General features: G+C 43.6%; 21 protein-coding genes. 17 read left to right on the top strand and 4 right to left on the bottom strand.

The genetic code is table 11. The features are described from left to right. The first annotated feature begins 12 nt into the window (after positions 1-12). Positions 13-423 carry an Lrp/AsnC family transcriptional regulator gene (locus ABVF09_RS14390; protein WP_371069481.1) on the top strand — a complete coding sequence of 137 codons (411 nt, stop codon included), beginning with the start codon at positions 13-15 and terminating at the stop codon, positions 421-423. Between the two features lie 182 nt (positions 424-605). On the opposite strand, the gene ABVF09_RS14385 is transcribed toward ABVF09_RS14390, so the two are convergent. Further along, complete coding sequence (locus ABVF09_RS14385) at positions 606-1,169, bottom strand: TetR/AcrR family transcriptional regulator (protein ID WP_371069480.1); 564 nt, start codon at positions 1,167-1,169, stop codon at positions 606-608. Positions 1,170-1,419: 250 nt separating this feature from the next. Between ABVF09_RS14385 and ABVF09_RS14380 the strand changes: the two genes are divergently transcribed. Next, positions 1,420-3,420: an efflux RND transporter permease subunit gene (locus ABVF09_RS14380; RefSeq protein ID WP_371069518.1), complete on the top strand. Its 2,001-nt coding sequence runs from the start codon at positions 1,420-1,422 to the stop codon at positions 3,418-3,420. 2 nt (positions 3,421-3,422) lie between these two features. Next, positions 3,423-5,243 carry a coiled-coil domain-containing protein gene (locus ABVF09_RS14375; protein ID WP_371069479.1) on the top strand — a complete coding sequence of 607 codons (1,821 nt, stop codon included), beginning with the start codon at positions 3,423-3,425 and terminating at the stop codon, positions 5,241-5,243. A 120-nt stretch (positions 5,244-5,363) separates the two neighbouring features. Here ABVF09_RS14375 and ABVF09_RS14370 read toward each other — a convergent pair whose 3' ends face one another. Next, on the bottom strand, positions 5,364-6,263 hold the full coding sequence (locus tag ABVF09_RS14370) for a M23 family metallopeptidase (RefSeq protein WP_371069478.1): 900 nt from the start codon (positions 6,261-6,263) through the stop codon (positions 5,364-5,366). A 202-nt stretch (positions 6,264-6,465) separates the two neighbouring features. Between ABVF09_RS14370 and ABVF09_RS14365 the strand changes: the two genes are divergently transcribed. The 5 genes from ABVF09_RS14365 (at position 6,466) to ABVF09_RS14345 (ending at position 11,443) form a co-directional block, all read left to right on the top strand. After that, the gene (locus tag ABVF09_RS14365; protein ID WP_026569417.1) at positions 6,466-7,170 is read left to right on the top strand and encodes a response regulator transcription factor; all 705 of its coding nucleotides are present in this window, start codon (positions 6,466-6,468) and stop codon (positions 7,168-7,170) included. After that, entirely contained in the window at positions 7,167-8,168 is a 1,002-nt protein-coding gene (locus ABVF09_RS14360) for a sensor histidine kinase (protein ID WP_026569418.1), read from the top strand. The genes ABVF09_RS14365 and ABVF09_RS14360 overlap by 4 nt, the downstream gene beginning before the upstream one ends. An 81-nt stretch (positions 8,169-8,249) precedes the next feature. Beyond that, a complete protein-coding gene (locus tag ABVF09_RS14355) occupies positions 8,250-9,014 on the top strand; it encodes an ABC transporter ATP-binding protein (protein ID WP_026569419.1) in 765 nt (254 codons plus the stop codon). Then, the gene (locus ABVF09_RS14350) at positions 8,989-10,893 is read left to right on the top strand and encodes an FtsX-like permease family protein (protein ID WP_371069477.1); all 1,905 of its coding nucleotides are present in this window, start codon (positions 8,989-8,991) and stop codon (positions 10,891-10,893) included. Before ABVF09_RS14355 ends, ABVF09_RS14350 begins: the two co-directional genes overlap by 26 nt. Positions 10,894-11,113: 220 nt before the next feature. Continuing rightward, positions 11,114-11,443 (top strand): hypothetical protein, encoded by a 330-nt coding sequence (locus tag ABVF09_RS14345; RefSeq protein ID WP_153465415.1) that lies wholly within the window; start codon positions 11,114-11,116, stop codon positions 11,441-11,443. Between the two features lie 804 nt (positions 11,444-12,247). Here the strand turns inward: ABVF09_RS14345 and ABVF09_RS14340 are convergent. Next, complete coding sequence (locus tag ABVF09_RS14340) at positions 12,248-13,318, bottom strand: aldo/keto reductase (RefSeq protein ID WP_371069476.1); 1,071 nt, start codon at positions 13,316-13,318, stop codon at positions 12,248-12,250. A 210-nt stretch (positions 13,319-13,528) separates the two neighbouring features. Between ABVF09_RS14340 and ABVF09_RS14335 the strand changes: the two genes are divergently transcribed. From ABVF09_RS14335 to uvsE, 5 genes are all read left to right on the top strand, one after another. Beyond that, a complete protein-coding gene (locus ABVF09_RS14335; protein WP_371069475.1) occupies positions 13,529-13,972 on the top strand; it encodes a hypothetical protein in 444 nt (147 codons plus the stop codon). Positions 13,973-14,089: 117 nt separating this feature from the next. After that, entirely contained in the window at positions 14,090-14,260 is a 171-nt protein-coding gene (locus tag ABVF09_RS14330) for a hypothetical protein (protein WP_026569422.1), read from the top strand. 140 nt (positions 14,261-14,400) lie between these two features. Beyond that, on the top strand, positions 14,401-15,024 hold the full coding sequence (locus tag ABVF09_RS14325) for a spore coat protein (protein WP_026569423.1): 624 nt from the start codon (positions 14,401-14,403) through the stop codon (positions 15,022-15,024). Between the two features lie 123 nt (positions 15,025-15,147). Then, a complete protein-coding gene (locus ABVF09_RS14320) occupies positions 15,148-15,858 on the top strand; it encodes a 5-formyltetrahydrofolate cyclo-ligase (protein ID WP_153465419.1) in 711 nt (236 codons plus the stop codon). A gap of 123 nt (positions 15,859-15,981) precedes the next feature. Beyond that, positions 15,982-16,947: a UV DNA damage repair endonuclease UvsE gene (gene uvsE / locus ABVF09_RS14315; protein WP_371069474.1), complete on the top strand. Its 966-nt coding sequence runs from the start codon at positions 15,982-15,984 to the stop codon at positions 16,945-16,947. Positions 16,948-17,064: 117 nt separating this feature from the next. On the opposite strand, the gene ABVF09_RS14310 is transcribed toward uvsE, so the two are convergent. Continuing rightward, on the bottom strand, positions 17,065-17,505 hold the full coding sequence (locus ABVF09_RS14310) for a hypothetical protein (RefSeq protein ID WP_371069473.1): 441 nt from the start codon (positions 17,503-17,505) through the stop codon (positions 17,065-17,067). A 165-nt stretch (positions 17,506-17,670) separates the two neighbouring features. On the opposite strand from ABVF09_RS14310, the gene ABVF09_RS14305 reads away from it, so the two are divergent. From ABVF09_RS14305 to ABVF09_RS14290, 4 genes are all read left to right on the top strand, one after another. After that, positions 17,671-18,363, top strand: a complete 693-nt coding sequence (locus ABVF09_RS14305) for a response regulator transcription factor (protein WP_153465565.1) — start codon at positions 17,671-17,673, stop codon at positions 18,361-18,363. 94 nt (positions 18,364-18,457) lie between these two features. Beyond that, complete coding sequence (locus ABVF09_RS14300) at positions 18,458-19,381, top strand: ATP-binding cassette domain-containing protein (protein ID WP_371069472.1); 924 nt, start codon at positions 18,458-18,460, stop codon at positions 19,379-19,381. Beyond that, complete coding sequence (locus ABVF09_RS14295; RefSeq protein ID WP_153465427.1) at positions 19,374-20,117, top strand: ABC transporter permease; 744 nt, start codon at positions 19,374-19,376, stop codon at positions 20,115-20,117. The genes ABVF09_RS14300 and ABVF09_RS14295 overlap by 8 nt, the downstream gene beginning before the upstream one ends. Before the next feature lie 20 nt (positions 20,118-20,137). After that, positions 20,138-21,043 (top strand): sensor histidine kinase, encoded by a 906-nt coding sequence (locus ABVF09_RS14290; protein ID WP_371069471.1) that lies wholly within the window; start codon positions 20,138-20,140, stop codon positions 21,041-21,043. Positions 21,044-21,066 lie beyond the last annotated feature (23 nt).

Here is a 21,066-nt window from a genome sequence, read left to right as displayed (position 1 = left end):
AGGATTTTAACGATGTTGGATAAAACGGACATGCGGATATTAGAGGAGTTAACGAACAACAGCCGCATCACCATGAAAGAATTGGGTGAAAAGGTTCACTTAACAGGACAAGCTGCTTCAGAAAGAGTTGTCAAGCTAGAGAATAGTGGAGTAATTGAGGGTTATACCATAGATCTGAATCAAACCAAACTAGGGTATGCTATCTATGCTTTTATCACCATTTTCACCCAGAGTGCCAATCATCAACCATATTTATCATTCATTAAGTCGCAAGAACCATACATCATCCATAACTATAAAATCAGTGGGGAAGGTTGTTACCTTTTGGAATGCAGATTTCCTTCCAATGAAGGGTTGAATGACTTTTTGATAGCCTTGAATGAGCATGCAAACTATAAGTTATCGATCGTGATTGATAAATAAGTTCCGGTAAGGAAAAGGATTTCTCACCATAGTGCTTCAGTAGAACAAACATGTAGTTTCATAATAGAAGAGGGGAGTGATATTTAAAATAAAAGGGAAAAACCGGATGAGAATTGAAACCGGAGCAGAGTTCAACTATCGAAAACTTTCCTCTGAACATATCTCCTTGTCCGGTACAACTCTTACTTAAAAAGCCCGCCATTAATAAGCCTATTGATGATTCCAGCCATTTCTTTAGGCGACTTATCCATGTCATTGTTCAGCCAGCTTTTTATCACATGAATGCTTCCGCTGATGATGAAGGTGCTTAAATATTCCGAAGCGTCTTCTTCAAAATTTTTGCTGGTTGTCCAATGGTTCATAAACACGCCATGCGCGAACACCATCACTTTCTTTTGGAAGGTTGTATCGACTTTTTCGTTGAAAAGCGTTTTACATACATCCTGTTTGGATGCGAAGTATTCAATCAGCTTTTCGATCATCGGAAGGGATTCCTCTTCTTTTTCAAAATTATACTGGCTTAAATACCCCTTCATGTCTTCAATAATTTCATCTTCTATTTTATCCAGCAGGTCATATTGATCAAAGTAATGGGAGTAAAAGGTGGAGCGGTTGATGTCGGCAAGTCCGCAAAGCTCTTTCACGGTAATCGCCGAAATTTGTTTCTGCTTTAACAGCTGCATCAGGCTGTCTTTTAAGACCATCCGCGTGTATTTTTTTCTTCTATCCATTTTTGAAGCAGTCATGATTGATCCCCTCTCTTTTTCTTGCCATCTGACTCCCCAAGATATCCGGTGTAAGATTTTTTGCTGATATCCAACATATTCATTGATAGTGTTGCCAAAGTAACAAATGATAATAAACTGTTTGTTGAATAGCCAACACGGTGTCCATATAATGATAAAGTGTGCGTTGGAAAATGGCAAGAGAGGGTGAAAGAGAATAAATATTGCAGCAAAAATAATCAAACATAAAAAAGTCGTTGCCATGACATTCATGGTTCTTACCATCCTCTGTATCCTGGCACAGTTCACCGTATCGGTGAACTACGACATGAAGGATTACTTGCCGGAGGATGCACCATCGACAACGGCAATGGATATCATGGATGAAGAATTTGATGGAAATGTTCCGACAAACAGGGTCATGATGCGGGACATGACCATACAGGAAGCCCTTGCTTTCAAAGAAGAACTGGAAGCAATCGATGGCGTCTCAGAGGTCACCTGGCTGGATGATGCCGTCGATATCAAACAGCCGCTCGAAATGGCCGATCAGGAGACGGTTGATTCTTACTATAAAGATGGAAAGGCGCTTTTCTCCTTCAGTATACATGAGGGGGAAGAAGTGGTCACGACCGATGCCATTTATGAGTTGATCGGCGAAGACAATGCGATGGCCGGGGAAGACTTGAATACAGCGACCCAGCAAAAGATGGCCGGAAAAGAATCCATGTATGCAGGTGCCTTGTTGGTTCCGATCATCATCCTTATTTTGGTGCTGGCCACGAGCTCCTGGGTCGAACCGCTATTGTTCTTGACGGCGATCGGCGTTTCGGTACTTATCAACATGGGGACCAATATTTTTCTAGGTGAGGTTTCCTTTGTTACACAGTCCGTCGCACCGATTTTACAGCTGGCCGTATCGTTGGATTACGCAATTTTTCTCCTGCACAGTTTTTCCGATTACCGGAGGAAAACTGCTGATCCGCAGGAAGCGATGCAGCTTGCGATGAAGAAATCCTTTTCCGCGATTGCGGCAAGTGCCTCGACGACCTTCTTCGGGTTTATCGCCTTGACGTTTATGGATTTTGAAATCGGGGCAGATTTAGGCATCAATTTGGTGAAAGGGATTGTCTTGAGCTTTATCAGTGTGATGGTATTTTTACCTGCACTTACCCTGTTGTGTTATAAATGGATTGATAAAACCCAGCATAAACCGTTCCTGCCTAGCATCAGGAACAAAGGAAATTTCGTGTTGAAAATGAGGATTCCGGTTTTGATTCTTGTGTTTGTTTTGATCGTGCCGGCGTTTCTCGCGCAAAGTCAAACCAGTTTTATTTATGGAATCGGCGACCAGCCGGAGAATACCAGGGCCGGAAGCGATGCAGCGACAATCAAAGATGAATTTGGCGAAAGCACTCCGATGGTCGTGCTTGTCCCGCGGGGAGACACGGCCAAAGAGGAAGCACTGGTCGAAGACTTAGAGAAGGTTGACAAGGTGTCCAGTGTGCTTGCTTATGTGAACACCGTGAGCGCAGCGGTGCCTCCGGAATATGTAGGTACCGAAGTGACGGAACAATTCTACTCGGATAACTACAGTCGGATCATTTTGCAAACCGATACGAAAACCGAAGGGGACGAGGCGTTCCATTTAATCGAACAAGTGCAGGAAACAGCGGAAGATCATTATGATGAGGACGTGTATATGGCTGGCGAAAGCGTGACCTTGTACGATATTAAAAATGTCGTCCAAAAGGATAATAAACTGGTCAATATGCTGACCATCGCCACGGTCGCTTTTGTTTTGCTGGTGACCTTTAAGTCGATCTCGATTCCGATAGTCCTGCTGTTTACCATTCAGTCGGCAGTATGGATGAATTTATCTGTTCCATACTTTACGGACTCTTCGTTGGTCTATGTCGGTTACCTGCTGATCAGCATTATCCAGCTTGCTGCCACTGTAGATTATGCCATCCTGCTGATGGATGCCTATAAAGAGGACAGGAAGGAAATGTCCGCCCGTGAGGCAATAAAGAAAACGATGGACGAAAAAATCTTTGCAATCGGTATATCCGCTTCGATTCTGTCCAGTGTCGGGTTTATCTTATGGATTACTTCGTCCAACCCGATCGTGTCCTCCATCGGGATGCTGCTGGGCCGCGGCGCATTGCTATCCTTTATCATGGTCGTATTCTTCCTGCCTGCGATGCTGTTGGTATTTGATAAATGGATTGCCAAAACAACCTGGAAAGCAAACTTTAAAAAGGAGAAATGACGATGAGGAGAATAAAGAAGCTTCTGCTTGTCTTTACGATCATCCTGTTGGCGATGCCGTCGCTGCTTGTTTCGGCTGCAAGTGACAGCAAGTCAGGGGAAGATACAACCCGTGAAAAAGGGGAAGTCTCCTCCAAGGATGAAGTTGTCTATGGCAAGCTGAATGCTGCTGGGGAAAGACAAGAGCTTTACGTGGTCAACACGTTGGATGTTGAAAAAGCGGGAAAAGTCGTGGACCACGGAACGTACACTGACCTGAAAAACCTGACAGATTTATCGCCGCTGGAACAGAAGGACGGGGAAGTGACCGTCGATGCTCCAGAAGGAAAGTTTTATTACCAGGGGAACATGGAGGGTCAGTCCCTCCCATGGGATGTTACGATCACCTATCTGTTGGATGGGAAAGAAATCGAGCCGGCAGAGCTGGCCGGGAAAGACGGTCATGTCGAAATAAAAATAGCTACATCGGCCAATGAAAAAGTCGATCCTGTATTTTTTGAAAACTATTTATTGCAAATCTCTCTTTCTCTCAATCTGGATAACTACCGGAACATCGAAGCTCCGGATGGAACACTTGCCAATGCGGGTAAAAACAAACAAGTGAGCTTTACCGTGATGCCTGAAAAAGAAGAAGAACTTGTTGTGGAAGCGGATGTGTCAGACTTTGAACTGGATGGCATCGATATCTCTGCCGTTCCATCCTCTATGCCGATAGAATCTCCGGATATAGATGAGATGACCGGAGAGATGGACACGCTGACGGACGCTATCGCGGAAGTGAATGGCGGAGTCGCGGACCTGGAAGACGGAATCGCACAATTAAATGATGGCGCCGGGGAACTACGTGACGGTTCCATGCAATACAAAGATGGAATATCGTCCCTGGCTGGTTCTTCTTCGGAGCTCGTAAACGGTTCTGGCAGCCTGAAGCAGGCACTGGAACAAATGAGCGCTTCCCTGGAAAGCGGCTCAGAAGATATGGGCCTCGGCGATTTGAAACAGCTGGAAGACGGACTTTACCAAATGGCCGATGGAATCAATCGGTCGGCAGATGGGCTGGTTACGTTAAAAGACAATTATGCCAAAGCCTACAGCACGTTGGATGAAAAAATGGCAGCCATTCCGGACTACGAACTTTCAGAAGAGGAGTTCAAGCAGCTTTATAAAAGCGGCGCCGATCCGGAAGTTCTTGATAAATTAAAAGAAACATACACCGTTGCGCGTACGGCCAAAGGCACTTATTCTGCTGTCAAAGAGGGATTTGATGCGGTCGGCGGAACGTTGGAGCAAGTCAGTGGTTCGCTTGCTGACTTGGCGAATAACCTGGAAGAGATGGCCGACCAGCTTGCCTCTTCCCGGGAAAACATGGACAGTGCCGATTCCTTTGCGCAGTTGCAGGATGGAATCCGTGAAATAGCCTCCCAGTATGCTTCCTTCCATTCTGGATTGGTGGAATATACGGACGGAGTGAACCAGTTATCCAGCTCTTATGGAGAACTCGACAACGGTATTTCGGGCCTTGCGGAAGGACTGGGAGAGACCGAAAGCGGCGTCGGTTCGCTGCATGACGGAACGGCTGAATTGCAGGAAGCTACGAGTGATTTGCCTGACGAGATGAAAAAAGAGGTAAACGAAATGATGGATGAGTATGATAAATCGGATTTCGAACCGGTATCTTTCGTTTCACCGGAAAATGAAAAGGTCAATTCCGTCCAATTCGTCTTGAAAACCGCAAGCATCAAGCAAAAAGAACAAGAAGAGACAGAAGAACCTGTGGAAGAAGAAAAGGGGTTCTGGGCCCGGCTGATGGATTTGTTTAAGTAATTATCGTGACCAACACAAAAACCGAACGGTTCCAATTCGTTCGGTTTTTGCTTTGTTGGTTATGCTTTTGACTTAGTCCCGGCATTGTGAACGAAGTGGAATCAGTACAACGTAAGCCGTCTATCTTACCAAACTATTCCTGATTAAAAATTCACCATCAAATTGAATCGGAATTCCGCCCCCATCTTTTTCGGCGTGAATATGTAAGTGAGGCTCACTGGTGTTTCCGGAGTTCCCAACCAGACCAAGAGGCTCCAACTCTTTGACCCTGTCTCCTTTTACCACTTTTATACTGTCTTGTTGCATATGTGCTATATAAACGATGGAATCTTCGTTATCACAAGATAGAGCAACATAATTTCCTTCAGGGTGTTCGGTATCTGACTCGGGAGGGATCAAGTCGGATAGATGGCTCCTGACCTCTAGCACTTTTCCGTCGCATGGACTATGAAGGGTGTCTCCGTATATGGCATATTGATCCAATTCTTTCGGGTAGAAACCTGTGGCTCTAATGCCGAGTTTATTAAGCTTTACAATATCCAGGGCAAATTGTTGAGACTCATAAGCATGATGGTAATTCAGTTGTGTGTCGCCTCCGCCTTGACCAACATAGTAAGTCCCATTCTTTAATGGGAAAGCCAGTTCCATTGCTTGTTGTTGTGTAGAATAACCAGTAAAAGCACTGACATTGTAGAAACCAAAAACGAAAACAAGCAAAGTGTGGATGCCCAGGGTTATTTTTTGTGTTCGAGTAAGCTTGGAACGAAGGGGTAATGGTTTGGTTCTTTTCCAAGAAAAGAAAAGGCTGATCAACAACAGGAGAATGAATAGGTATCGTATGTAATAACTCACCCAATCCCATCGCCCCGTCAGAAATACCCAAAGAACGATCATTACAGTGGCTAACATTTTAGCTATCCATTCTAATTTACTTCTATCCTTTTCCATCCATAGCATGAGGATAAAAATAAGCGGGAGAAGCATTTGGATCACAACAATTTGTAGCAGAGCAGAAAGCAATAATCATCTCTCCTTTTCGCAATAGGTGGCTTATGAACGCAGAACATCGTTGTTCATAAATTCAAACTGTTTATTCTTTTTCATTTTATCAGATAAGTCCCATTCACCGGATGCCAACTTTACAATATTGAAACCGTAAGCTGATGACAGCCTTCCTATGTTATAGTAAGCGTAAAATAAAAACGAAGCTAGGAGTACGAATATGGAAAAAATCATGATGGTGGAAGACGACTTGAAAATAGCTGATTATTTGTCTTCTTACATTGAGAAATATGGTTATGAAGTTATTATTGCCAGGGATTTTGAGAAGATATTGGACACTTTTCGTGATGTGCAGCCTGAACTTTTGTTGCTGGATATCAATCTGCCGAGTTATGACGGCTTTTATTGGTGCAGGCAGATTAGAAAAGAATCGATTTGTCCTGTGATTTTTATTTCCGCCCGGACAGGGGAGATGGATCAAGTCATGGCTTTAGAAAATGGCGGTGATGATTTCATTACGAAGCCATTTCACCCGGATATTGTCATGGCGAAAATCAGAAGTCAATTACGCCGTGCTTATGGGGAATATGCAGCAAGGCTGGAGGAAAGGGTACTTGGCCATGAGGGATTGCGTTTATATCCGGAACGTTTAGAGCTTTGCTTTAAGAATCAAACCGCACAATTGACAAAAAAGGAAACGGATATTATCGAAAGTCTCCTGGAACGTTATCCGCGTGTTGCCGGACGGCAGGATTTGCTGGAGAAAATATGGGATGATCACCTGTTTGTCGATGAAAATACGTTAAATGTCAACATGGCCCGGGTACGGAAAAAATTCGAAGAGTTAGGAATCCATGATGCCGTGGAGACGGTTAGGGGTGCGGGTTACCGGTTCCGCATTACCTGGAAAGAGGCAGAAGCATGAAATTGTTTCTTCGTGATCATCTGCTGCTTATCGTGGTGCAAATCTTTCAATCTGTCATGATTTCGGGGTTGTTTTTCTTGGATGGTTACCGAGGGATTGGTGTAAGTATCTATGCAATCTTTCTATCCTTTGTGTTATTGACCGGATTTCTTCTTTATCGATATTTGAGCCGGAAAAATTTTTACCAAAGGCTTGAGCATCCAATGGCAACACTGGATGGTTCTCTGGAGACTACAGGACAAGCAGCTATTTCAGAAGCGCTCGATCAGCTGCTTGTCAGACAGTACCGTTTATATCAAGAAGCATTGCATAAAGCGGAAGAGAGGCAGGATGAACACTTGTTATTTATGGATCGCTGGGTCCATCAAATGAAGACACCTCTTTCTGTGATTGAGTTAACGGCACAATCAATGGACGAGCCGGAATCCTCCAGCATCCGGGAGGAGACAGAACGGATGCGGAATGGGCTGAACATGGTACTTTATATGGCCAGACTCCGTACCATTGAAGAAGACTTTCAGATAAAACCAGTCGTCCTTTCCAAACTCATACAGGAAGTAAATCACGAAAACAAACGCTTTTACATCCGTAATGAGGTGTATCCGCAATTAAAAGAAGAAAAGCCGGGGATAACAGTGGAGACAGATGAAAAATGGCTTCTGTTTTTATTGTCGCAGCTTGTCCAAAATGCTGTTAAGTATTCTGCTGGCCGGGCAAAGTATATTGTCCTGTCTCTTTATGAAGAATCGGCAGAAGCGGTACTGGAAGTGAAGGACTTTGGAATAGGAATTCCTGTATCGGATCAAAAGCGTGTGTTCAACAAATTTTATACCGGAGAAAATGGACGGAAATTCCGGGAGTCGACAGGTATGGGACTTTATTTGGTGAAAGAGGTTGCAGAAAGACTGGAGCACCGTCTTGAATTGGAATCGGTGGAAGGAGAAGGGACATCCATCCGGATCATATTTTCTAAAACACAAAACCTTACATCCGTGTAAGATTCGTGAAAGCATAATCGATAGTTTATAGATAAGGGGATAGTCTATACTTTTTTTAGAAGTATTGAAGGGAGTATCATTATGCTTAAACTTAGGAATGTAAGTAAGGTGTACGAGGGGAAAGTAGCTTACCGTGCTCTTACTGATATTAATTTAGAGGTGGACAAAGGTGAGTTTGTATCGATCATGGGTCCTTCCGGTAGTGGCAAGACTACGTTGTTGAATATTATTTCCACAAACGATGCACCGACTACCGGAACAGTCGAAATCGACGGGGAGAATCCACATAAACTGAAGAAAAATGAATTGGCCAAATTCCGGAGAAATCAGTTAGGTTTTATATTCCAGGATTTTAACCTTTTGCATACGTTGACTGTCGAAGAAAATATCGTATTGCCTCTCACGTTAGATGGTAGCAGGGTAAAAGAAATGAAGGAAAAAGCTTATGAGATTGCTGGGAATCTGGGAATTGAATCGATCATGCATAAGCGGATATCCGAAATATCCGGGGGACAGACACAACGGGCGGCAATTGCCAGGGCGCTCATTCATGAACCTATGTTGCTGTTGGCCGACGAGCCGACGGGAAATTTGGATTCAAAAGCCTCTAAAGATGTGATGAAAATGCTTGTTTCAATCAACGAACGGGAAAAAGCAAGCTTGTTAATGGTCACGCACGACCCCCAAGCGGCTAGTTATTCCGACCGGGTTGTCTTTATCCGTGATGGGAAGCTTCATTCTGAAATACATGCTGGGGAGAACAGACAGGCATTTTTTCAAAAAATAATCGACATGCTTTCCTTGATGGGGGGAGAGGGCAATGACTTTTCGTCAGTTCGCGTTTAATAATGTATTGCGCAACAAACGGATGTATATTGCCTACTTCCTCAGCAGCATGTTCACCGTGATGGTATTTTTCACTTTTGCCATCTTTGCTTTCCATCCAGCTTTTTCAGGCGGTTCGATCAACAAAAATGTGCTGGTCGGCATGGCGGTGGCGGGTGGAATCATTTATGTATTTTCTTTCTTTTTTGTCTTGTACTCCATGAGTTCTTTCCTACAATCAAGGAAAAAAGAGTTTGGTCTGTTGATCATGTTGGGGGCTTCCAATCGCCAAATTCGGCTGATGGTATTCCTGGAGAATATTCTAATCGGATTTTTTGCGACAGTAAGCGGTATTCTGTCCGGATTAATATTTGCGAAAGTAATTCTCTTGATTGCAGAAAATGTATTGATCATTAGTGAATCACTTGATTTTTATTTTCCTGCACTTGCGATTGCTGTGACGTTCGTTAGCTTCATCTTTCTATTTTTCTGTATTTCCGTTTTTGTATCCTTTGTACTCCGCACCAATAAACTGATTCATTTAATCAAAGGGGATATACAGTCCAAAGGAGAGCCGAAAGCTTCCGTGATGCTCTCTATCTTCGCAGCATTGTTGCTTACTGCCGGCTATGGAACTGCTCTCCTTGTGAAAGGTGTATTTGTAGTATATGCGATGATTCCAGTAGTTTTAGTAGTCATCCTTGGAACATATCTCTTGTTTACACAATTGAGTGTTTATATGATCCGCCTGTTAAAGAGAAATAAACGGATCTTCTGGCGGAAAACAAATATGCTTCTGTTCTCTGACCTCTCGTTTCGGATGAAGGATAACGCCAGGACATTTTTTATGGTAGCGATCATATCGACCGTGGCTTTTAGTGCGATAGGCTCTTTATATGGATTTCACTCTTACCTTACAAAAGGAGTAAAGGAGATGAATCCCTACACATTTACGTATAGTCCGTTCCTGGATGACAGTGAAGCGACCATCGAGGAAGATATTAGCAGAATCAATGCTATCTTACAGGACGAAACAATCGATGCCGGGATGGAAACAATGGAGTTGAACTATTACGATGTGTCGGAGCAAAATGATCATGCGTTAATTGTCAGAGCTTCCGACTACAACCGTTTTGCGAATTTGATTAAAGAAAAGGAACTTCATCCAGCGGAAAATGAGGCAATTATAGTGGAACAGAGTGGCGCATTTATAACGCAAGGGGAAAAAGCCAGTGTAAGGCTGATGCAATCCAGTATCCAATTGCGAGATGGAGAAGAAATCCAGCCTGTCAGAGTGGTGGAAACAGAAATCTTAACAGAAATGAATGGCTATTATGTCGTGCAAGATAGCGCTTATGAACGCCTTGGATCGCCAGTGAGCAGTGACTTTAGTGCGGTATGGAAAGCGAAAGACGGGCAAACGGAACAAGTGATTGAGGCGGGAAGAAGAATCAATGATTCAAATGATGAATTGCAGCACAAAGCCTTTTCCGCTGATTATTCATTGTTCGAAATCAATAGAGCATATGGAACGATATTATTTATTGGGTTATTTATTGGCATAGTGTTTTTTGTTTCTGCAGGAAGCTTTCTTTATTTCCGTTTATTTACCGATTTGGAGGAAGAGAAGCGGAAGTTCAGTTCCATTGCTAAAATAGGGCTGAAAGAATCGGAATTGAAGAAAATAGTCAACAGACAAATTGCAATTTTGTTCTTCTCTCCGATTGTCGTGGCTCTGGTGCATGGTGCAGTGGCCCTTACGGCTTTATCCCATTTGTTTGATTATGATTTAACAGTAGAATCTTCGCTTGTATTAGGAAGCTTTGCTGTCATCCAAGTCATTTATTTCTTCATCGTACGGTATTTCTATGTGAAACAAGTGAAAAGAATGATTTTTTAAGCCTTGATGAATAGTCTATAGGAATGTGAATGGGTGGGTGTTAGATCTCCCCTGTTAAGGAAAAAGACTTTAATCTATCTATTGAAATCTTTTACTGTCTTTTTGCCTGTTTTCCCTCTTTTGTTGTATATCCAGGTTTATTCTACTATGTTAGAATGGACGCAATTCTTATTACGATTAATGACCCTAAAATCAATTAGGATAGATGGGAAGTAAGATAATGACAACAAGGAAAACATTCATTTCAGCAGGGATACTATTGGTTCTATTCATTGTTTCTATAGTAATAAATGGAGCAAGTGAAGAGAAGGAAAATGAAACATATGAACATGCTGCTTCAGAGGTTATCGTTAAAGAAAAATACAACAGGGATGGTGAACACTTTATTGAGTTTTACAATCCTAACGCTACGGACAAAGAAAAGTTTACTGCTGAGGTGCCACAAGAAGTATTTGTTTTGCTGGAAACCGACAAGGAATACCTGGGGACATACACAATAATGCCGGACAAGGGAGTTCGGATGGATGACATACGGTTGCTCAACAAATAAACCGCTACTACAGTATTCTTGGAAATACAGAGATCAAACAAAAAGACAGTGGCCGGGACAAAAGCATGGCCACCAAATCAAAAACCAAATGAATTATAAAATTATAACTACCAACCAAATTCTTTCGATTTTTAGTTGCGTATTCTTGTTATATCCTGTTGTTTGATGAGTGCTTCGAATCGCTACGGCAAGATACTACGCGTTCCACGGGCACGGCTTCAACTTCCTCAGAAAGCACCTACCGCTTTCTTGCGGGATTTTCAGCTCGTGCTGTTCCCGTAGGAGTCTCCGTATCTTGCCTTCGCTATGTTTTCGTGGCCTGATTTCTACTTTACCAAGACAAGATGAACAGAACTGTATTCTTCTATTGGCTGATAGGTATCTAAACAGAGAAGAAGACCAAAATAAGCCCGGAGATTCCTTTATTCTATGAAAATGGGAAAATAGCATAATAAGGATAAAGAAGTATTCCTTGTCTCCATTCGCTTCTATCCGTAATGGAATGAGGCAAAACAGAAAACACACCAGAAGAAGGAATCTCCATCCAACGGAGGCAAGGTACATAGACTCCTGCGGGAGGAGCGCGAGCTGAAGATCCACTTGGCAAAGGGCTTTTCTTTGCCAAGTTAGCTGAAGCCGTGCCCGCGGAAAGCGAAGTACCTTGCCGGAGTGGAAAGTTGCACTTTTCATAGCATCGAACGTTTTGATTGCTCATCAAAAAAACCGAACGAATGATGGTTCGTTCGGTTTTCATTTTGGTCACGATGCTTTTGTCTCAGGCTCTGTCTTGATCAATGGTAAGAATCAGTCTTCCAATCCCATCGATTGTTTATATCCTTTTAAATACGGTATTTCTGATGGACTACCCTTTTCCAGGGAATTCATGGCGCGGTGCCAGTTCGGATAGAGAGGTGCCGGACGTGCGACCGATTCGATGCGGTCATGCTCCTCCTGTGTCAGCTGAATGTCAAAGGAAGCGATGTCTTCCTTCAGCTGCTGTTCATTGCGAGCGGCTATGACAATCGGGCCGACGTTCGGACGGTCTTTGACCCAGGTGTAGGCGATTTGCGGTACGCTGGCATCGTGATTGGCTGCGACTTCTTCCAGTGCGTCGATCACTTGATAAAGACGTTCTTGATCCTGCACCCAGGGTTCTGGCCAGCCTCCTCCCTGTCGGGTGTCTTCAGGAGCGGTTTTGTTGCGGCCGATTTTTCCATTGAGAAGTCCTTCGCCGAGCGGACTCCAAATCATCGAGCCGATGCCAAGCTCTTTTCCTGCCGGCAGCAGTTCGTATTCCGCTTCCCGTGCCTCAGGTGTATAGTAAATCTGTTGGGTGATTGGCGGAATGTAGCCAGGCTTCTCAGCAATGGAGAAAGTTCGTGCAAGCGCCCATCCGCTGTAGTTGGAAACACCCCAGTAGCGGATTTTTCCGGATTTCACGAGATTGGTCATCGTTTCTACCGTTTCTTCAATTGGCGTTTGCCCATCCCATAGATGAACGAAATACACGTCAAGGTAATCTGTGCCCAGCCGCTCCAGTGAACGGTCGATAGAAGTTTCGATATTGATGCGGGAAGCTCCGCCATCGTTCGGTTTTTCGCCCAACTGGAATCCGGTTTTCGACGTAAGCAGCACTTCGTCCCGTCGACCTTTGATGGCGGCTCCGAGTACGCGTTCCGCATCTCCTTTCGAATACAGGTTCGCGGTATCGAACATGTTGATTCCGGTATCCAAGGCAATATCGACCATTTTGCGTGCTTCGTCTTCTTTAATATTGCCGGTCGCTTCAAAACCATTTGTTCCACTGAACGGGATGGTTCCGAGTATATATTTAGGAACTCGCAGACCGGAATTCCCCAGGTTGATGTATTCCATGATATCCCTCCTAAAAATGCAGTACTATTTAAATACCCGAAAAAATTTATGGATAAAACAGTTCACCATTTTTTCAATATCCAAACCATTTCTGAAAGATAGAAATTTAACAAAAACATGCTAAAATTTATAGAGTAGTAAATAGTTTTTTTTAAAAGACGAATTTTGCCTTAAAAAGCCAATTTCAATATATTAAAGAGGAGTGACAATATGGGGATACATACTGGTAAATCAAAACAATATTACTTTAATTTATTTAAAACAGATAAAGCTAAGAAACTTGCAAAAGAAATAGATGAATACCTTTATAATGAAAGTACTTATAGAACCGAAGTGGAAGATTATCATGATAGATGTAAAGATGGTATTCGGACAGATTGCATTGGCTATATAAGTAAAAAAGGATCGTATAAATTTGCAACCTTAACCTCCACAAGAAAGGTGTGTTTTGTCCTTCATTTAGGGAAAAAACTTCATGAGGAAACAGCGAAGAAGATGCAAAAGGAGATAAATCAGTTACTTGGACGTAAATATGAAAAATCTGATCGAATAAGGCTCACCCCTGGAGAGGTTTATATTAGATTGGAATGGGTTCATGATATAGAACAAATAAAACCATTTATAGATAAGGCGTATCAACTTAGATTGCTTTAAGTTAGGAGTTTTTCTGTCACTATTTTCATTTCTTAAAATAGTGACAAATCTCACATAGTCACGAAAACGCCCCTGCTATAATGAAACCATATCAGCAGGGAAGGGTGTTGAATGACGATGAATAAACGATATATGAAAGTGTTGGGACTATACACATTATCTACTTTGATACCAGCGGTGATTTTTTCTGAAGAAGAGAGCGCCGCGAACTGGGCTGCAAAGACGGCGGCTGGATATGGGATATTTGCTTATGGGTTAAAGGTGATGACCAAAAGAAAAAACGCTTAATATTCACAGGGCTGGATGGAGAAAATCGTTTCATGTTTTTTCACCATCACAGCCTTTTGTTTTAGAACTTACACATAAATACATAAATAAATCCTCCATGGAAAATATAAGCACGAATCCATAAAGCAGGAGGTCATCGTATGGCGAAAAATCAAAATCAAATGCAAGGCGGTACGCAAATGCCGCAAAACATGGCAAACCAGGCCATGAACCATGGCGCACACGAAATGCTGGACTCTCATGAATTGATCGGCTGTTTGATCGGTGTGCTCGAGCAATACAAATTGTACGACCAACATATCCAGGATCAGGAGCTGAAGGGAATCCTGCAGCGTCAATCTGCCTTCTTGACGCAAACCTATAACACAGTCGTAGATAGCTTTCAAACGGGACAGGATCCGAACGTGCCGACGCAGCAGTATAAAATGGAGCAAAGCAACGAAATTACTTATGGGTTGAATGCAGGGCAGCCGAAAAAACCGAAACAGTCTGTGGGGGAGCTTACGGACGAATGTTATTCTTCCTTTATGCTGAGCCAGACCAAAGCAGCAGCCTCTACGTTTACCATGGCCGCGGCGGAAATGAACAATCCCGTTCTGCGCCGTATCGTGGCAGACAGTGTGCCGAACCTGATCGAGATGGGCTATGAGCTATTCCTTTATCAAAACAAGCATGGTTACTATCAGGTTCCCCAGTTGAAAGAACAGGATATGACTACGATGTTGCAAGCTTATACAAAAACTCCGCCACAAGGCATGCATTAAACAATGAATGCAGGAAAAGAGTTCTCCTCTTATTCCTGCATTTTTACTTGCCACTATAAAAAGGGAGACCTGATAAGGTAAAATGAATTCATAGATAGCAAAATGGATGGCAGGTGTGACTAGGTGGTAACAAAACAAGACATACGAGAGGAAAAATGGAACTATTTAATGGAACAAAAACTGGGCAGGTTCCCCTTTCCTTTACAAAACCGCATTCCCAATTTCAAAGGAGCCGAGCAGGCGGCTGAATTCGTTACAACGATACCTGCATACAAAGACGCGAAGGTTGTGAAAGTAAATCCGGATGCTCCACAATTGCCGATCCGGGCGCAAGTATTACGAGACAAAAAGGTGTTGCTTGTGCCCACTCCCAGACTTCGGGCTGGTTTCATCAAGGTGAAGCCGGAGTGGGTGCCGGAAGGTGAAGAAAGAAGGGCGGCGAGCCTGTCCCATATAAAATCCTATGGAAAAGAAATTCCGCTTGATGAGATTCCGGTTATTGATTTGTTTTTCGTCGGTTCTGTAGCGTTGCATCGGGACGGCAGAAGAGTGGGCAAAGGTGCAGGCTATGCGGACAGGGAATATGCCATCATCCGGGAGCTTGGCAACCCTGATGTGCCAATCATCGGTACGGTTCACAGTGTACAGTTGACTGGGGAAGACATCCCCCGAGATCCGTTCGATTTGACAGTTGACTGGATTGCAACGGAAAAAGAGCTGATCAAGACAAATTCCGGTTATGAGAAGCCGAGCGGAATACAGTGGGAGCTTGTGACGGAGGAAGAATTGGAGGAAATGCCAGTGCTGAAGGAACTGCATGAACAAAAAAAGTAAAGGGATGTTCTCAAGAATAGGTGAGTGCAGTTTACATAAAGGGTAATATAGCTGTTACTGCTGCTTATAAAGCTATTTTGAAACATAGACACTATACGGACGAGGACAGACTGGAGTGAAACGATGTTACTCAGATTCGGCTACGTCTCAACTGCACTTTCTTTATGGGAAGCTTCTCCTTCCCGGGCCTTAACGTTCACCAATTGGAAAAAACAAGACACAGATGGCAGGAAAGAAAAGCTTCACCATCTTACCGAGGAGAATTTAATCAATACGCTTCGAGCCCTTCATTACAATATTGCCCATGGAATCGACATTTACCGTATGTCGTCTTCCCTTGTGCCGCTTGCCACCCACCCGGAGGTGAAATGGGATTTTGTCACCCCTTTCCGGCCTCTTTTCGAAGAGATTGGAGCGCTGGTTAAAAAGCATGCGTTGCGTGTCAGTTTTCATCCGAACCAATTCACCTTGTTCACCAGCCCGCAGGACCATGTGACGGACAACGCGATCATTGATATGAGCTATCATTATGAGATGCTGGAAGCGATGGGATTACATAAGGAAGCCACGATGAATATCCATGTTGGCGGTGCATATGGCAATAAACAGGGAGCCATCGAACGCTTTGACCAAAATTTCATCAAGCTTCAGCAACCTATCCGCCGGCAAACGACGCTCGAAAACGATGATAAGACGTACACCGCAGAAGAGACCTTGCAAATTTGTGAAAAGCACGGAGTTCCTTTTGTGTTCGATTATCACCATCATTGGGCGAACCCGGGAGAGGAAGATTTCCGGGAGCTTCTGCCCAGAATTTTCGCTACATGGGATGGAACGGGTAAGTCTCCCAAATTCCACTTATCCTCCCCGAAATCGGAAAAACTGTACCGGGCACATGCTGATTACGTGGAGAAAGATTTTGCGATGGATTTCATCAAGGCTTTAAAGGATTACGGAAAATCCGCAGATATCATGATCGAAGCAAAAGCGAAAGACAAAGCGAAAGACAAAGCAGCTTTGAATCTGGTGGAAGAATTAAAAAAAGTACGTGGGTTTAAGCGGGTGAAAGGAGCAGCGATAGAGATATAAACCATGTAATAAATTCCATACAGAGTGCGATCATTGGGTTACGCAATCGTTTCCGGGGAAAGTTTTTTAAAGAAAGGCCCCCTTAGTGAAATAGGATAACTATCCGGTCAATTTTCATCACTCGTTCAAGTCAATCGTTAACGAGTTTGTATCTTCTTCGGGTGTAATGTTGAGTGTTTTCAGTAGCGTTGTTGCGCTCTTTTCAGATCCGCTTAACCTATTCAAGGCCGGTTCATCTGTGTCATTGAACTCGGTCCCGAATACGTTAATTGTATATTTGGTTAGGGTATGTAGAACTTCTTTTTCTTCATCTTTCTCGTCCATCACGAAGGATTTATCTTGTGGAAACACAGCGAGATTCCCATGTTGGCTCCCGTCAGTTACAATATGGATTAAATAATGCTGCCCTTCCTTCCCGCCCTCGATTTTTAGTGATACTACCACTCCTTTGTATACAACGGTTTGTTTGTGATGACTTTCTGGAGCAGAACTGCTTAGCAAAATGGCTGTCAAGCACCAACAAATAAACAAGCTGACAAACAGTTTGATGAGGTCCACTTCCCTTTCCTTTTTCTAGCTAGTAAACAATTACTAGACAAAGCGTGCATTTTCCTCTATCCAAAGGGAAAAGTAGTATTCTTTTGTTCTGGTTCTGAACTGGGCGTATTGACTTCGCTTCGATTTCCGTGAATGATAAGGGGAGAAATGGACGAGGTGAAGAAAATGAATGATTCAACCAACATATTGGTCATAGAAGATGATGAAGATATCAATCGTCTGCTTTGTGGTATTATCCGGAAAAGCGGATATACAGCGAAATCTGCTTATTCCGGAACGGAAGCGGTCATTTATTTGGATAATCAAAAATGGGACTTGGTCCTGCTGGACTTGATGCTGCCCGGCAAGTCTGGGGAAGAAATACTGGATAAAGTAGCGCAAGAAAGTAATGTTCCGGTCATCATCATTTCCGCAAAACTGGAGAAGCAGGTGAAAATCGATGCGCTGCGGACAGGAGCAGACGATTACATAGCGAAGCCGTTCGATAATGAGGAGGTCTCCGCCCGGATCGATTCGTGTCTGAGAAGGTATCGGCGGATGGTGGATAAACCTATTGTCCAAGAGCTCCGCCATAAAGACCTTGTACTCGATACGGAGGCAAAAACAGCGTCCGTGAGCGGACACGCTTTAAAGCTGACCGCAAGGGAGTATCAGATATTGTACCTTTTGCTATCCTCTCCGAACAAAGTGTATACCAAGGCGAATTTATTTAAGAGCGTATGGAATGAGGAATATTATGGTGATGATAATACCATCAACGTCCATATGAGCAATATAAGAAGCAAGCTGTCCCAGGTGAATCCGGCCGAAGAATATATCGAAACCATTTGGGGGATGGGGTATCGGCTGAAAACTTAAGGTTTTCTTAAGATTTTCCTTAAGCCTTTCTTATGTTTTCCTCCTTATAGTAAAAGCGTGATCATGAACAGGAAAAGATAGGGAGGAAAACCGGATGAGTGACTATATATTGAAAACCAATCATTTATCAAAAAAATACCACGGCAAAATGGCACTCGACAAAGTGGATATGGCGATTGCCAAAGGATCGATTTATGGATTTATCGGGCAAAATGGAGCAGGGAAATCAACGTTTATTCGCCTGATAACAGGGCTGGCCAGTCCTACTGCGGGATCGTTCGAGTTGTTTGGCGAAAATAGTGAACAAGAGCTGATCCAAGCGAGGAAACGGATCGGCACCATCATTGAGGGACCTGCTTTGTATCCGCATATGACAGCAGCCGAAAACCTTGAAGCACACAGACTGTTGAAAGGCATCCCTGGTAAGGAATGCATCGACCAAAGCCTCAAGTTGGTAGGCTTGCAGGATACCGGCAGAAAGAAAGCCAAAAACTTCTCGTTAGGGATGAAGCAGCGTCTCGGACTGGCCATTGCTTTATTGGGCGATCCCGAGTTTTTGATTCTCGACGAACCGATTAACGGACTCGACCCAATGGGCGTCATCGAAATCAGGGAACTGTTGAAAAAACTCAACCAGGAACAGGAAATCACCATGCTGATTTCCAGCCATATTTTGAGCGAGCTTCATTTATTGGCAACCCATTATGGCATTATCCACGAGGGGAAATTACTGGAGCAGTTATCGGCAAAAGAATTGAATGAAAAATGCCAACAATACCTGCACATAAAGGTCGACCAACCGGATAAAGCGGCAACCGTGCTGGAGAACGAGCTGGGAACAAGTGAATTTGAAGTGGTTGCAGACGGATCCATCAAGCTGTTTGCTTACACGGAGATGCCAGGAAAAGTATCCAAAACACTGACAGACGAAGGACTGATTTTGGAACGGTTCATGCCAATGGGAGAAGAATTGGAAGAATACTTTACGCATCGCATCGGGGGTGTGCAGCATGGATAACTTGATGAAGACCGAGTGGTTCAAGTTGAGGAATGACCGTTCCTTATGGGTGCTTACCGGGATAATCTTTGCGTATGCTGTTCTCCAGACAATGATGGACCGCTTGGATGGAGGAGAACTAACTCCTCTGAATGATTATTATCAATATTATGCACTAAGCTTCAATGAGCAAATCGTTTCCTACATCCCTTGTATTCTAGCCGGATTTTTTATCACGAGCGAGTACTCGAGGGGAACGATGAAGTCCCTCGCATCTTCGGGAAATAACCGGATCAGGATTTACTTTGCCAAGCTGGTCATGTTCGCGGCCGGAGCGATTATCATCTCGCTCACCATGCCGGTGTTTATGACTGTCATCAGTGCCATCGTCGGTTTTCCCGGCAGTTTAGACTGGCCTTATTATCTCCAGACAATAGGACTCACAATCCTTTATGCGGCAGCTTTTGCCTCGATTATGGCGTTATTTTCCATCATGTTTACCGACAGCGGAAAGACCGTTGGATTCCTACTGCTGTTTTTCATGCTGGCAGATACCATGTTGGGGATGATCAGTTCCAAGCTGACGTTCTTGAAGCCTGTCCATGACAATTCTGTTTTTCAATTGTCAAAAAAAATCATAGAGATCAACCAAGTAGGTGGTACGGAAATGATCAAGATGATCGTGATTCCCATCGGGACATTCCTGGTATTCGGGATTGTGGGCAGCCTTATTTTTAAACATAAAGAAATCAAGTAAGAAAGGTGGCGGGTGAGTATATGTTGTATGGTGCGATCATCCTGATGGGATTGTTTGTTGTGTACCTGCTCGCCCGTCAGTACATGGTAAAAAAGGAAATCAAACGGATAGCCGGCCAGCTGCGTAAAGTCAATGAACGGGTTACGGAAAAGAAAGTGGACATCCGTTTTTTTGACAACGATGTAGAAAACCTTGCAAAGGAAATCAACCAGCAAATCGACCGGACAAAACAGGCCAATGCGGATAAGCGAAAGACGGAAAATGAGTTGAAGCAGGCTGTATCCTATATTTCGCATGACATCCGCACCCCGATGACGACGATATCGGGATATCTTCAGTTTTTGGAATCCGAACAATTAAGCGCCGAGGAAAGAAAGGAATACATCGAGACCCTCAAGAAAGGTGTAAAAAGATTGAAGGTCCTGCTGGAAGACTTTTTCGAGCTTTCTGTCATCGAACAAGCGGATTATCCGATAAAACCGGAAAGAGTAAAATTGAATCCGCTTCTTACCGAAGTATTGGTAGGTTTTTATGAAGAATTTAGTAAAAGAAAGATAGAGCCGAAAATTGAAAGGACGGGAGAAGAAGTTATGGTAATGGCAGATCCGTCTGCTATTACACGGGTGCTGGAAAACTTGGTGATCAATGCGATCAGGCATTCGAGCGGGGAGGTGGCTGTCCAACTTGAACAGACCCCTTCATCCGTCCGTTTGACTGTCAGCAATTCGGTCGACGGTTTAAGCGAAGCGGATTTGGCCCATTTATTCGACCGTTTTTATAAAGCGGACCAGACAAGAACGGGAAAAGGTACAGGGCTGGGACTGCCGATTGCCAAGAGCCTGATGGAAAAGATGAATGGCAGCCTGACTGCTGAATTAGTTGGAAAACAATTATTGATGACGTGTGAATGGGAAAGGTTGAATTGAATACATCATAAGTTTTTTTGGTA

It is taken from the genome of Sediminibacillus sp. JSM 1682029 (assembly GCF_041366435.1).
In the GTDB taxonomy this organism is placed as follows: Bacteria; Bacillota; Bacilli; order Bacillales; family Amphibacillaceae; genus Sediminibacillus; species Sediminibacillus terrae.
The sequence above is the reverse complement of the archived record's forward strand: the minus strand, read 5'-3'. Positions and strand labels throughout refer to the sequence as shown.